This window comes from Stenotrophomonas sp. ASS1, from assembly GCF_004346925.1.
GTDB classification, from domain to species: domain Bacteria; phylum Pseudomonadota; class Gammaproteobacteria; order Xanthomonadales; family Xanthomonadaceae; genus Stenotrophomonas; species Stenotrophomonas maltophilia_A.
Window position 1 is genome coordinate 2,051,213 of the sequence record NZ_CP031167.1, and the last position, 13,472, is coordinate 2,064,684.

General features: G+C 65.8%; 9 protein-coding genes. 5 read left to right on the forward strand and 4 right to left on the reverse strand.

What is annotated here, in order from left to right:
- Nucleotides 1-144: 144 nt before the first annotated feature.
- Nucleotides 145-1,902, forward strand: a complete 1,758-nt coding sequence (recJ, locus tag MG068_RS09740) for a single-stranded-DNA-specific exonuclease RecJ (protein ID WP_132810035.1) — start codon at nt 145-147, stop codon at nt 1,900-1,902.
- Between the two features lie 84 nt (nt 1,903-1,986).
- Here the strand turns inward: recJ and MG068_RS09745 are convergent, their stop codons facing one another.
- On the reverse strand, nt 1,987-3,036 hold the full coding sequence (locus MG068_RS09745) for a DUF1176 domain-containing protein (RefSeq protein ID WP_132810036.1): 1,050 nt from the start codon (nt 3,034-3,036) through the stop codon (nt 1,987-1,989).
- 131 nt (nt 3,037-3,167) lie between these two features.
- Here MG068_RS09745 and MG068_RS09750 point away from each other — a divergent pair, with 131 nt between their 5' ends.
- Nucleotides 3,168-6,080 (forward strand): DUF2135 domain-containing protein, encoded by a 2,913-nt coding sequence (locus MG068_RS09750; RefSeq protein WP_132810037.1) that lies wholly within the window; start codon nt 3,168-3,170, stop codon nt 6,078-6,080.
- Nucleotides 6,081-6,171: 91 nt separating this feature from the next.
- Here MG068_RS09750 and MG068_RS09755 read toward each other — a convergent pair whose 3' ends face one another.
- The 3 genes from MG068_RS09755 to MG068_RS09765 all read right to left on the reverse strand — a co-directional run bounded on the left by MG068_RS09755 (nt 6,172) and on the right by MG068_RS09765 (nt 9,783).
- On the reverse strand, nt 6,172-7,329 hold the full coding sequence (locus tag MG068_RS09755; RefSeq protein WP_107432699.1) for a hypothetical protein: 1,158 nt from the start codon (nt 7,327-7,329) through the stop codon (nt 6,172-6,174).
- Between the two features lie 127 nt (nt 7,330-7,456).
- Nucleotides 7,457-8,437 carry a phosphatase PAP2 family protein gene (locus tag MG068_RS09760; protein ID WP_132810038.1) on the reverse strand — a complete coding sequence of 327 codons (981 nt, stop codon included), beginning with the start codon at nt 8,435-8,437 and terminating at the stop codon, nt 7,457-7,459.
- A 143-nt stretch (nt 8,438-8,580) separates the two neighbouring features.
- Complete coding sequence (locus MG068_RS09765; protein ID WP_132810039.1) at nt 8,581-9,783, reverse strand: acyltransferase family protein; 1,203 nt, start codon at nt 9,781-9,783, stop codon at nt 8,581-8,583.
- 175 nt (nt 9,784-9,958) lie between these two features.
- On the opposite strand from MG068_RS09765, the gene MG068_RS09770 reads away from it, so the two are divergent.
- From MG068_RS09770 to MG068_RS09780, 3 genes are all read left to right on the forward strand, one after another.
- Nucleotides 9,959-10,819, forward strand: a complete 861-nt coding sequence (locus MG068_RS09770; protein ID WP_132810040.1) for a LytTR family DNA-binding domain-containing protein — start codon at nt 9,959-9,961, stop codon at nt 10,817-10,819.
- Between the two features lie 70 nt (nt 10,820-10,889).
- Nucleotides 10,890-12,015, forward strand: a protein-coding gene (gene prfB / locus MG068_RS09775) for a peptide chain release factor 2 (RefSeq protein WP_097048047.1) whose coding sequence is annotated in 2 segments (ribosomal slippage) — nt 10,890-10,964 and nt 10,966-12,015 — 1,125 coding nt in all. Because the reading frame shifts where the segments join, the coding sequence is not laid out codon by codon here.
- Nucleotides 12,016-12,060: 45 nt separating this feature from the next.
- Nucleotides 12,061-12,843: a helix-turn-helix transcriptional regulator gene (locus tag MG068_RS09780; protein WP_132810041.1), complete on the forward strand. Its 783-nt coding sequence runs from the start codon at nt 12,061-12,063 to the stop codon at nt 12,841-12,843.
- Nucleotides 12,844-13,472 lie beyond the last annotated feature (629 nt).

Here is a 13,472-nt window from a genome sequence, read left to right on the forward strand (position 1 = left end):
TTTCCATCGGAAAACGGCTCTGACCCTGGACGTTTGCCGGGGTTGCCGGCCAGCGGCCGGCACTACCGCAGGAGCCGGGCGCAATCCCGCCAGCCTCTCCCGCGCGCGGTATCATCCCTCTGTCTTTCGTAACCGGCGATGCCGATGTCCCTTGCCGCCGATGCCGTGCAGCCCTCCTCTGATACGCCGACGATCCGCCGCCGCGATGCGGTTGCGCCCGCCAACTGGCCGGAGGGCACTCTGCCGTTGCTGGCGCGGCTCTACGCCAGTCGCGGTGCCGGTACCCCGGAGCTGGCGCTGCCGAAGCTGGGCAGCCTGCATGCGCCCGAGCTGCTGACCGGCATCGACGATGCAGTGGGCCTGCTGGTCGAGGCCATCGCCAACGACAAGCGCATCCTGGTGGTCGGCGATTTCGACTGCGATGGTGCTACCGCCTGTGCGGTCGGTGTGCGTGGCCTGCGCATGCTCGGCGCGCAGCATCTCTTCCACGCGGTGCCGAACCGCATGGTGCACGGCTATGGCCTGTCACCTTCACTGGTGGAGGAGTTGGCCGAGCTGAAACCGGACCTGCTGGTCACGGTCGATCACGGCATTGCCTGCCACGCGGGCGTGACCGCGGCCAAGGCGCGTGGCTGGCAGGTGCTCGTCACCGATCACCATCTGCCGGGCCCGCAGCTGCCGCCGGCTGACGTGATCGTTGATCCGAATCTGGACGGCGACGCCTTCCCCAGCAAGTCGTTGGCCGGTGTCGGCGTGATCTTCTACGTGCTGATGGCGCTGCGCCGGCAGATGCGCGAGGCCGGCGTCTTTGCCGATGGCAAGGGGCCGGACCTGACCACGCTGCTGGACCTGGTGGCGGTCGGCACCGTTGCCGACCTGGTGGCACTGGATCCGAACAACCGTGCGCTGGTCAGTGCGGGCCTACGCCGTCTGCGTGCGGGGCAGGGCTGTGTCGGCCTGCGTGCGCTGATCGAAGCCAGTGGCCGTGATGCCGCGCGACTGACCGCCACCGATATCGGCTTCGCACTCGGCCCGCGCCTGAACGCTGCGGGCCGGCTGGAAGACATGGCGCTGGGCATCGCGCTGCTGCTGACCGAAGACCCGCGCCAGGCGCGCGAGATCGCGCAGACGCTGGAGCAGATCAATTCGGAACGGCGCGCCGTGCAGCAGTCGATGACTGACGACGCCGAGCAGGCGTTGACCCGCGTGGTGCTGGACATGGCCGGCCAGCGTCCGGTGGCCGCCTGCCTGTTCGATGCCGATTGGCATCCGGGCGTGGTCGGCCTGGTCGCGTCGAAGATGAAGGATCGCCTGCATCGCCCGGTGATCGCCTTCGCCCCGGCCGAACCGGGCGCCGACACGCTGCGTGGCTCGGCGCGCTCGATTCCCGGCCTGCACATCCGTGACGCACTGGCACTGGTCGATGCGCGGCATCCGGGCCTGATCGAACGCTTCGGTGGGCATGCCATGGCGGCTGGACTGAGCATGCGGCTGGATCACGTCGATGAGTTCAAGGCCGCGTTCGTCGGTGTGGTGCTGGAGATGCTCGACCCGGCGGCGCTCCAACAGCAGGTGTTGAGCGACGGCGAACTGGCCGCCGACGAACTCGATCATCGCCATGCCGATGCGCTGCGCCTGGCCGGCCCGTGGGGCCAGGGCTTCCCCGAGCCGCTGTTCGACGGCCACTTCGAAGTGGCCAACTGGCGCGTGCTGAAGGAACGCCACCTCAAGCTGGAACTGCGCCTGCCGGGCGTGCCTGGCACGATCAATGCGATCCATTTCGGCGGCTGGCACGGCAACGCACCCGGCCGTCATGTGCATCTGGCCTATCGACTGGCCTGCGACGACTATCGCGGCGGCAGCGCCATCCAGCTGATCGTCGAGCACTGCCTGCCTGCATGAAAAAAGGGGACGGAGGGGATTAAGTCGCTTGTGCCTTGTTTGCCACTTGCGACTTAATCCCCTCCGTCCCCTTTTTCTGTGGCGTCAGCGGACCTCGCTGACCAGCATCGGCAGTTCCCAAGTGCCACCGGGTACGCCCCGGCATAGACCCGGTGCCACCTCGGACGTCGCGATGAAGTTCGTCCCGTCCCACGTCCAGGCTGCGTGCGACATGCAGTCAGCGAGGCCGCGGCCCTTCTGCGCGGCAATGATCTGGCCGTCGGCGTAGTCGATCGCATCGCTGGTCACCCATTGCGCCTGGAACGGCGCCTGCGGGCGCGCGACCCAATAGCCATCGCCGATGTTGTAGGCCCCGCGCCAACACGGGACCGTGACCAGCACATGCTGCGCGTCCAGGCGCCGGACCTGCAGCGGGGAGTTGCTGAGCGGAACGTCGGCGTCGGTTTCCTGAAGGCCTTCGCAGCTGTCGTCCTCCAGCGTGGCACGCAGTGCTGCGCGCAGGGCGGGTGAGGCGGCCAGCCGCGCGAACGCCGGGTCGTCCGGGGTCGAGTCCAGGGTGGCGGCCTTGCGCACAACCGGCACCGGCAGTGCGGCGGGGACGCTGGATTCAGGCGTGCTGCCCTTGCGCATCACGGCGCCGGGCGTGCCGAGGCGGCCCTGGTACTCATCGATCTTCAGCAGTACCGCTGCGGCACCCTTGTCCGACAGCGGCCAGCGATGGCCAGCGCCATCGGTCACGCTGATTCCTCCATCGCGTACCAGTGCGGACAACAGTGCGCTGGTCTGAGCGGCATTCAAGTTGTGCGTGCCTTCGCCCTTTGCGGTTGCCAGAACGCCCAGATCCTGCTGCTGGATGCGCAGATGCAGTGCGCCCTTGGGCTGGGTCTGGCCTTCTTCCGGCTGCAGCGTCAGGCGGCTCTGGATGGCCTGGCCCGGGCCGCCCTTGCGGGTGAGCAGCACACTCAGGGTGCTGTCATCGTCGGTGGCGTAGCCGGCGGCGCGGCAGGTCAAGGTGTTGTCACAGGCCACGACCCAGTCGTGGTGCTGGAAATACAGGCTTTTGGCCGGAGCCGCAGCAAGGGCCGTCAGGGGGCAGGCCAGTGCCAACAGAGTGGCCAGCAGGGGCAATCGCATCGGCATCCTTGCGCGTGTGGGAGCGTAAGGAATGGTGCCTGTGGGTGGGGGCAAAGAAAAGCCGCGCACGGTCCAACCCCATTCCGGCTGTCCATGCGTTCAAATGTCCACGATCCCACTGGAGCCCTGTCATGGTCTTCGTCCGTTGCTGCGCTGTGTTGTTGCTGGCCCTCGCGGCTGGGCCTGTCGGCGCTCAGTCGCCACGTATTGCCAGGTCGCAAGCCACCACCCCGCTGTTGATTGCGCCCGCCGCCGAACAGCCGGTGCAGCTGCAGCGTGCCCGCATTGAAGGCGAGGTCCAGGCCGGCATCGCCCAGACCCGGATCACGCTGGAGTTCCACAATCCGAACCGGCGCGTGCTGGAGGGCGAACTGCAGTTCCCGTTGGCCGATGGCCAGCAGATCAGCGGCTTCGCACTTGACATCAACGGTGAACTGCGCGACGCCGTGCCAGTGCCCAAGGACCGTGGCCGCCAGGTGTTCGAGGAAATCGCCCGCCGCGGTGTCGATCCGGGCCTGCTGGAACAGACCGCTGGCAACCAGTTCCGCCTGCGTATCTATCCGCTGCCGGCCGGTGGCAGCCGACGCGTGCAGCTGGTGATTCGCGAACCGCTGGCCTTCGCTGGCCAGGGCTGGCAGTGGACGCTGCCGCTGCAGTTCGCCGCCGGTGCAGCCTCGGTTGAACTGAAGCTGCAGGCCCCCGGCGCGACCGCCGCGGGTACGGCGCCATTCCGCATCAGCGCGGGCCGGCTGCAGTGGCAGGGAAAGGGCGCGCAGTTGCCGTCGCAGCTGCAGTGGAGCCTGCCCGCAGCACGTCAGGCGCAGGTGCAGGTGGCGCCCTGGCAGGACGGGCACTACCTGTTGGCGCAGCTGCCGGTGTCGCCCAGCAGCACGCCCCGCACGTTGCCCAGCGAGATCGGCCTGCTGTGGGATGGCTCCGGTTCGGCGGGCCAGCGCGACCGTACACGTGAGTTCGCCCTGCTGGATCGCTATTTCGCCGCGATGGGTGACGGCACGGTCGCATTGACCGTGCTGCGCGACCGCGCCGAACCGATGCGTCGCTTCCGTGTCCGTGCAGGCAACTGGAGCGAGCTGCGTGCAGCACTGCAGGCCGTACGCCCTGACGGTGCCAGCGCGCTGGCGCAGTGGCAGCCGCAACCGAGCGTGAAGGAATACCTGCTGGTCAGCGATGGCCTGCTGACCTATGGACCGGAAGCATTGCCAGCACTCGCACCGCAGCAGCGCCTGTTCGCGGTCAGCAGTGCTGGTGCGCGAACCGATGCAGTGCGCCTGCGCGGCTGGAGCGAAGCGCATGGCGGTCGCTTTGTCGCGCTGGGCAAGGATGTTGATGCGGCCGCTCGCGAACTGCTGTCGTCGCCGTTGGATGTGCAGGTCGATGCGGGCCGTGGCGTACAGGATGTTGTGATCGATCGTCGCAGCGAGGCCGAAGGCTGGCTATGGCTGCATGCCCGCCTTGCGGCGGACGGCGTGCCGATGCGGGTGCGCGTGGGCGGCGGTGAATGGCAGGCGCTGCCGGCAACGCAGAAGAGTGACGACGGTGAACTGCTGGCCGGCTTGTGGGCGCAGGCCCGTCTGCAGCAACTCGGCGCCGACCGCCGAGGCAACCGCGAGGCAATGCAACTGCTGTCGCAGCAGTTCGGCCTGGTCGGACCGGATACCTCGCTGATCGTGCTGGAAACCCTGGAGGACTACCTGCGCTACGCGATCCGCCCTTCGGGCAAGCTGCGCGCCGAGTACGACGCCAGGTTTGCAGTGCAGGTAAGTGATCGCGCCGCTGCTGATCGCCGGCGTCTGGATGAAGTGGCGGCACGTTGGAAGGAGCGCCAGCAGTGGTGGAACCGAAGCTGGCCGAAGGGAGCGCCTCCGCAGTTGAAGGGCGGGGCGCTGGAAGTTGCATCCGCGGACTACGCGATGGACTCGGCGCCGGTGGCGATGCTCGCTGCGCCGGCCCCCGCGGCACCGCCCGCGCCGGCACCGATGGCCGCAGCTGCCGAGCAGCGCATGGAAGCCAGCAGCGCGCGTGCACGTCGCTCAGCGTCCGCATCGAACAAGGCCCTGGATTCAATCACGGTCACTGGTGGTCGTGTCGCTGCGCCCGCTGCCGCCAACAATGGGGAGCTCGGCATCCAGCTGGCGGCGTGGCAGCCGGATTCGGCCATCGCCCGGCGCCTGCGCCAGGGCCCGGCGTCGCAGCTCTATGACCGCTATCTGGCCGAGCGCGATGCACACGCCGATAGCAGCGCATTCTTCCTCGACGTGGCCGACCTGTTGCTGGAGCAGGGTCAGCGCGACCTGGCACTGCGTGTGCTGTCGAACCTGGCCGAGATGGATCTGGACAACCGCCACTTGCTGCGCGTGCTCGGCTACCGGTTGATGCAGGCCGACGCGCCGGCACTGGCGGTTCCGGTGTTCGAGCAGGTGCTGGCGATGGGCCAGGAAGAACCGCAGAGCTTCCGCGATCTTGGCCTGGCACTGGCGGCTGCGGGCAAGCCGCAGCAGGCGTTGGCGCCGCTGTACCAGGTGGTGGTGCGGCCGTGGGACAACCGCTTCGACGGCATCGCCCTGATCGCGCTGGATGAGCTGAACAACCTGGTGGCACGCAGCACGCCACGGCTGGATACCCGCAGCATCGACCCGCGCCTGCTGCAGGCGATGCCGCTGGACCTGCGCGTGGTGCTGTCGTGGGATGCCGACAACAGCGACATGGACCTGTGGGTGACCGACCCGAACGGCGAGCGCGCGTACTACGGCAACCGCCTGACCTATCAGGGTGGGCAGATGTCGCAGGACTTCACTGGTGGCTATGGTCCCGAGCAGTTCTCGCTGCGCAACGCCAAGCCCGGCAAGTACAAGGTGGAGGCCAACTACTTCGGCAGCCGCCAGCAGCTGGTGACCGGTGCGACGACCCTGATGCTGCGCCTGACCACGCACTGGGGCACGCCGAAGCAGAAGGACCAGATGGTCACGATGCGGCTGAAGGATCGTGCCGAGACTGTGCTGGTTGGCGAGTTCGAGGTGAAATGATCGATCCCGGGCTTTTGTAGAGTCGAGCTTGCTCGACTGCCTCAAGGTAGAGCCGAGCCCATGCTCGGCTCTATACGACGCAATCCTGCTGCTATTTCCCGCGCATCCATGCGTCGAGTTGCCTAGCCAACGTACGATTCTTGTAGGCAGATGCAGCTGAGCCAGTGCCTGGAACCAGATTGATTCCTAGTCGTGCGTTTATCTGCTTGACCCATTCAGGGAAATGATCAAGCGTGGCGCCGATGATTGGCGGCAATTGGAAATCATTGCTGGTGGGTTCGTCCCGGTAGGCGACGTAGGAGCCATTGCCGACGCTCAGATTGATTGACCAAGGGGTATCAGGCCAGCTGTTGAGATCAAGTCTGATCCGGGGATGCCCCGGCTCGCTGCTGTACTCACCTCCGTGATAGAGGGTGATGCTGGCATTCCAATCACGGATGTTGTCAACGTGCCAGCCCTCCCGCTGCGCCAACTGGACTGCGTCGCCCGTCATGATCCGGGTGTCGTGCAGCTGCGCCAGATGTTCGCAGAGAACGTCGAACTCGGCGTCCGCTGCGCAATGGGGCCGGGTCGCCTCGGCGGTGTGATGAAGCAGGGAGAGCACATGGCCGCGTTCCCTGTCTTCGGGCCAGTTCCTGGCTATCAGGTCGTTTGTCATCTGGATGCGTGTGTCCTCATCGAGCAGTGCAATGAGCGCCATGCCCCAATAGAGGATTCGACCCATACCCTTGATATCGTGTTGCAGGAACCGAGCTGTCTCGAGAATGGTTCGCGCAAATGGGCGATATGGCAGAAATTTATCGACCTTCTCTCGCTGGGCCTGGAACGACTGGTACTTCCTGCAGTGCTCCACCAGACGCGTGCGCTGTTTCAGATCCGCGGCATTGGTAACCACACCGCTTGGCAGCTCGCCATGTTCATTGAAGCCGAAGCAGAAGAGATGCGGGAGGCTGAGGCCTGGCTGGCGTGTGTCGTAGCCCACAGGGAGCTTCGTGAGCTCCTGGTACGCGGCAACAAGGATGGGAAAGTCTCTCTGCGGAAGTCCTGCGACCTTCCAGTCTCCCACTCGCAGCCAATGGAAGTAGAAGCGTTGCAGCATATCCTGGGGCAGGCCGTTACCAGCCCTTGGTGCGAGTGCCGCGAGTTGATAGTGATAACTCGGATAGAAGTCGCCCTGACGTTCTTCAGCAAGCGCAGCCTCCTCTGATTCAATGAAGGCGGCCAGCATATTGATGTCGGATTGATCCATTGCAGGTCTCCAGGGCAAAGGTCCACTTCCGTCTGGAAGGCGACCAGGGAGAATCGCAAGGTTCTTGGGAACATCCAATGCGAATAGTTGCAAATGCCGTGAAGGTAACCAACAGGTAGGGTTAGTCTCAGACCTTGGAGACCCCATGCGGAATCCACTGCATCCACCGCGCCAGTGCCACACCGCCACCGAGGATCAACAGCGTGCCAACGGTCTGCCACAGCACTTCGGTCGCCGGTACATCAGGCAGCGGAATGGCCGCGGCGAACAGATCGATCAACGGCCGTGCCAGTAGATAGATCACCACCACAGCCAGCACGCGCAACCCCCGCTGCACGATGTTCTTCGGATCCACCGGCCAGCCGCGCCATTGCAGCCACGCCACCAGCAGGCCCAGCGCGAGCAGTCGTCCGGCTTCACCAACTGGAACGAAGCGGGTGGTCGCTGCCGCCCACGCCAGCAGCACGCCAAGCCCCAACAGGACCGGCAGCTGCCACTGTCTGCTTGAGCGCATCCCTGGCATCAGCTGCCATGCCAACAGAGCCACGCCGATGCCGATCAGCCATCCGCCCACCACGTCGGCCAGGAAATGCCGGCCCAGGTACATCCGTGACAGCGCCATCAGCAGCGGCCAGCCCAGCGCCAACGTCCAGCGCAGCCAGCGTCGGCGAATGCCGAAGGCCAGCAGCAGGCCGACGCAGGCAGCGGTGGCCACGCCCACATGGCCACTGTTGAAGCCATAGTCGGCGTCGGGCTGCGCGCGCAGCATGGCGGTGGACTGCGCATCGGGCAGTGACCAGAACGATTGTCCGCCGCCGTTGACCACGAAGGGGTGCGACGGCACCCCTTCATCCAGCACGCGCGCATCCACATCCGACGGGCGGGGCAGGGCGGCACCCTGCTTGATCGCGTGGGTGGCGCAGGCCATCAGCAGTACCGCCAGCATTACGCACAATCCGGCGCGCAGCCGTGCGCCGAACGCGCATAGCAGGATCAGCGCCGTGTAGGCCATTTCGTAGCCGAACAGGCTGATGAAGTGCATCAGCGACAGCATCCCGCCGGCGTCGAAGGTCTGCTGCAGCCACAGGTGCCAATGGGTCTGGAACATCCGTTGTCCTCATTGCGCTGTTGCCATACGCGTAGGTGCTGACATTGGCGGATTATCGGTTGGTGGACGGGTAGAGCCGAGCCCATGCTCGGCTCACGACAGAAGCAGCCGAGCGAGGGCTCGGCTCTACAACGGCACCGAACTCAGCGCGCCGTTGCGGCGCGTGCAATCGGCGACGCTGGCGGATCGGCACGGAGGCCGAACAGCGGCCGCAGCCAGCGCGAGCGGCGGATCAGCAGCTCGTGGATCAGCAGGCAGCCGCCGATGGTACCGGCCAGCAGCAGGGCCGGTTCCATCCACGGGCCCAGTTGCAGTGGCTTGAGCCAGAACAACAGCACGATGATCAGGCTCTGGTGCAGCATGTACCAGGGATAGATGGCCTCGGTGCAGTACCGCAGCCAGCGGAACGGGCGATCAAGGAAGACCTTTCCCCAGCCCAGGATGGCCAGCAGCGCGGTCCATACGTACAGCGACTGGCTGGTCCGGACCTGCAGGTCCCAGAACGGTTCGGGCCATTGCCGCAGGGGGGAATCGGCCGCCAGCACCTGGCCAAGGATGCGCAGGCCCATGTACCAGCCGACCGCAGCCAGCGCCAGCCACAGCGTGGTGCGGCGCAAAGCCACCACCCGTTCCCAGAACAGTGGCTCGCGACCCAGCAGGTAGCCGGCCAGGAATACCGTGGCGTACTTCGCGTGCTGGTACCAGTCGCCGAGCAGGGCATTGGTGGACGGATAGATCGGCTCCAGCCAGATCACCCAGGCCAGCAACAGGGCGAACGGAATGCCGATCAGCAGCGCGGGCGAGGCTGCAACGCGTGCCATCGCGCCGCGCACCACTGTCGTTCCCAGCAATGGCATCAACAGGGCCAGCGCCAGGGTGTAGTTCCACAGGTAGACCAGGTACCACAGGTGGTTCCAGGTGATGCCGTACTGCCAGCCGGCGAAGCTGCCTTCCGGCCAGGGCCGCACCTGCCAGTAGCGCAGCAGGAAGTGGCCGAAGCCCGGCGCTACATGGCCGTTGGCCACGCCTTCGCAGTACGGCTGGATGGGTACGATCACGAACATGCCGAACAGCAGGGGCAACAGCAGCTTCCAGGTACGCAGGCCGGCGAAGCGCAGCAACCTGCCTTCGGGTCGCATCAGTGCGATGGCGATGCCCGAGATCAGGAACAGCAATGACATCCGCCAGCGATTGACGAACACCATCGGCCACTGCAGCCATTCGGCCGTGTGCACGCTCTTGAGGTGGAAGCCCCAGTCGTCCACATAGGCCATGGCGGTGTGATAGAGGATCAGCAGGGCGAAGGCGAACACGCGCAGGGCGTCGATGTCGTGGCGTCGGGTCATGGGGGTGGTGTGCCGGAGAGTCGAGCCAAGGTGACGCCGCCCGGTCCGAGCAGCGACTTCCAAGGGGCCGCCGGAAGCCGCGCAGTGACCAATGGCGGGGGTGGTGGGACCAATGGAGCCGCTACCCTCGGTCCCTTGAGGCAGGCTGGAGCATCGCAACGACATGGATGCAGCAATGACCCAGGGCCGACCACCGCGCTGGCGCACGTCAACCCGCCTGCTGGTATGGGCGGCCATCCTGTCCGCTTCAGCAGTGACCAATGCGTTGGTGGAAGTGATGGATGCCGCTCGCCGTGGTGCCGATCTGGGTTTGTGGGAGCCGATGATCTGGGAGTTCAGCAGCCTCGTCCCGATCCTGCTGACCCTGCCGCTGCTGTGGCGGGCCTGCGAGCGTTGGCCGCTGCATGCCGATACCTGGAAGCAGCGATTGCCGCTGTATCTGCTGGCCAGCGTCGGCTGGTCGCTGCTGCACGTGGTGGGGATGATGCTGCTGCGGCACCTGGCCTATCGAGCGCTGGGCTATCGGTACCAGGACGATGCCGGCTGGCTGGAGCGTTTTGCGTACGAATACCTGAAGGATGTACGCACGTTTGCGATGTTCGTGGCACTGGAGCACTTTGCCAGCTGGTTTGGCCGGCGCCGGCAGGGTGAGGCGAGCCTGCTGGCCGAGCCCGATGTCGGCCCGCCGGTGGAACCGGTCGAGCGCCCCCAGCACTTCCTGGTGCGCAAGCTGGGCAAGGAGTTCCTGGTCGCCACCGCCGACGTGGAGTACGCCCAGGCGGCGGGGAACTACGTGAACCTGCGGGTACGCGGCCACGACTACCCGCTGCGGATCACCATGGCGGTACTGGAACAGCGGCTGGACCCGGGCGAGTTCCTGCGCCCGCACCGCAGCTGGCTGATCCATCGCGGCCAGCTGCGCTCGATCGAGCCGCTGGACGGCGGCGAGGCCCTGCTGCACATGGCCGACGGGGCGAAGGTGCCCTGCAGCCGGCGCCAGCTACCGCTGCTGCGGCAGGCGCTGGGGGCAGGGTGAGTCCCTCATTCCGGGCATCCCCGGCCTGCGGTATCATTACCAGTCATCTTTTGAATGCATAACCGCCGACATGATCGAACTGAATCCTGTCCGCCAGCGCATCACCGATCTGACCGATCGCGTGCTGTCGCTTCGGGGGTATCTTTGACTACGACGCCAAGAAAGAGCGTCTTGAAGAAGTAACGCGGGAGCTGGAAAGCCCCGACGTCTGGAACAACGCCGAATACGCCCAGAACCTGGGCCGTGAACGTTCCAGCCTGGAAAAGACCGTGGGCGGCATCGCCTCGGTGCTGGACGGCCTGGCTGATGCCACCGAACTGCTTGAGCTGGCCGAGTCCGAGCAGGACGAGGACACCGCACTGGCCGTGGTCGCCGACCTGGACAAGCACCAATCGCACGTGGAGAAGCTGGAGTTCCAGCGCATGTTCTCCGGCGAGATGGACAATGCTGCCGCGTTCGTCGACATCCAGGCCGGTGCCGGTGGCACCGAAGCCCAGGACTGGGCCGAGATCCTGCTGCGCATGTACCTGCGCTGGTGTGAATCGCGCGGCTGGAAGACCGAGCTGATGGAAGTCTCCGGTGGCGACGTCGCCGGCATCAAGTCGGCCACGCTGCGCGTGGAAGGCGACTATGCCTACGGCTGGCTGAAGACCGAGACCGGCGTGCACCGCCTGGTGCGCAAGTCGCCGTTCGACTCGGACAACCGACGCCACACCAGTTTCACCTCGGTGTTCGTGTCGCCGGAAATCGATGACAACATCGACATCACCATCAACCCGGCCGACCTGCGGACCGACGTGTACCGTTCGTCCGGTGCCGGTGGCCAGCACGTGAACAAGACCGAGTCGGCGGTGCGTATCACCCACATCCCGACCAACATCGTCGTGGCCTGCCAGACCGGCCGCAGCCAGCACCAGAACCGCGACAACGCGATGAAGATGCTGGCCGCCAAGCTGTACGAGCTGGAGATCCAGAAGCGCAACGCCGAAAAGGACGCGGTGGAAGCCACCAAGTCCGACATCGGCTGGGGCAGCCAGATCCGCAATTACGTGCTCGACCAGAGCCGTATCAAGGACCTGCGCACCGGCATCGAGCGTTCGGATACGCAGAAGGTGCTCGACGGCGACCTGGACGAGTTCGTCGAAGCCAGCCTGAAGGCCGGCCTGGCCGTGGGCTCCAAGCGCGTCGATGCCTGATCGACGTGCCTGCGCGGATATCATCACCCTCCGTGATGGAGGGCGATGATGCGCAGCGAAAGTGAACGCAAGGAACTCGGCGGCTTCCTCAAGGCCTGCCGCGCCCGTGTCGATCCTGCCACGCTCGGCCTCCCGGCCGGGCGCCGGCGCACCCCGGGCCTGAAGCGGGAGGAAGTCGCACTGGCGATCGGCGTCAGCGTCAGCTGGTACACCTGGATCGAACAGGGCCGCGAAGTGCGCGCTTCGCCGGAGGTGCTTGAGCGCTTGGCGCAGGTACTGCGAATGAGTGACGACGAACGCGCCTATGCGTTCGCGCTGTCCGGCTACGGTGTGCCACTGGAATCTCCCGATGAGACAGTGACCGATGGCCTGCGCCAGCTGGTCGAGGCCATGCAGCCGATCCCGGCCTACGTGCGCAACACCCGCTTCGACATCCTGGCCTGGAACCCGGCCATCGCCGATCTGTTCGTGGACTACAGCCAGCTGGCGCCGCATGAGCGCAACACGCTGCGGCTGATGTTCCTGTACCCGCCGTACCGCACGCTGATCCTCAACTGGGAAGAAATGACCCGCGGCCTGCTGGCAGGCTTCCGCGCGGCGATGGCGCAGGCGCCGGACAAGGCCCCGTTCCTGGCACTGGTCGAGGACATCGCGGCGCACAGCGAGGAGTTTCGCCAGTGGTGGCCGGAGCACGACGTGCGTCGGTTCGATGAAGGTGCGAAGAAGCTGAACCATCCCACGCGCGGGTTGCTGGACCTGCAGTACGTGGCGCTGGTGCCGGAGAGCCGGCACGACCTTTCCCTGGTGACCTACCTGCCGCGTAGGTAGGGGGGTGTTCGGCAGGGCTTGCAGCCCTGCACCTGCAGAGGCTGAAGCAACGGCAACAGCAACAGCGGGCATTCCGTGGGATGGCGGGGCGGTGTGGGTTGGCAGGACACGCCGTAAACCCGTCCATGGGGGCTCGATGGCGCCATCCATGGCGCCAACGGTCCTGCCAACCCACACCGCCCCGCCTCTGACAGATTTCGCGCGGTTGTTGGTAGGTGTCGACCTTGGTCGACACATCTGTCAGATATCGAAAGAAATTCCGGGGTCAGATCCGTTTTCCTACGGAAAACGGATCTGACCCCAAGAGCATTTCCGACAGATCGCGGAAATCTGTCGAAGGCGGGGTGGGTCCGGTTGCGGGGGCGTGAGCGCCATGGATGGCGCGACCGAGGCTACATGGACGTACTTGCGCCGTCCCCCGCAACCGGACCCATCCCGCCGTCCCACGGAATGCAGGCCTTTGACCTTGACGTTGCCCTGGCCTCTGCGGGTGCAGGGCGCAGCCCTGCCAGGACAACCCACCCCATTCAGGCAGGTAAGTGCAGGTCACAGGATAAGCAGACGCCTTGTTGTGCCCCTCCATCGGGTCCACATTCCTGTGCAGGAGACGGGCCGCCGCCCGTTGTCGA

Coding starts and splice junctions, on each gene's coding strand:
- recJ (WP_132810035.1), top strand. CDS start 145: ATGTCCCTTGCCGCCGATGCCGTGCAGCCCTCCTCTGATACGCCGACG.
- MG068_RS09745 (WP_132810036.1), bottom strand. CDS start 3,036: ATGCGATTGCCCCTGCTGGCCACTCTGTTGGCACTGGCCTGCCCCCTG.
- MG068_RS09750 (WP_132810037.1), top strand. CDS start 3,168: ATGGTCTTCGTCCGTTGCTGCGCTGTGTTGTTGCTGGCCCTCGCGGCT.
- MG068_RS09755 (WP_107432699.1), bottom strand. CDS start 7,329: ATGGATCAATCCGACATCAATATGCTGGCCGCCTTCATTGAATCAGAG.
- MG068_RS09760 (WP_132810038.1), bottom strand. CDS start 8,437: ATGTTCCAGACCCATTGGCACCTGTGGCTGCAGCAGACCTTCGACGCC.
- MG068_RS09765 (WP_132810039.1), bottom strand. CDS start 9,783: ATGACCCGACGCCACGACATCGACGCCCTGCGCGTGTTCGCCTTCGCC.
- MG068_RS09770 (WP_132810040.1), top strand. CDS start 9,959: ATGACCCAGGGCCGACCACCGCGCTGGCGCACGTCAACCCGCCTGCTG.
- MG068_RS09780 (WP_132810041.1), top strand. CDS start 12,061: ATGATGCGCAGCGAAAGTGAACGCAAGGAACTCGGCGGCTTCCTCAAG.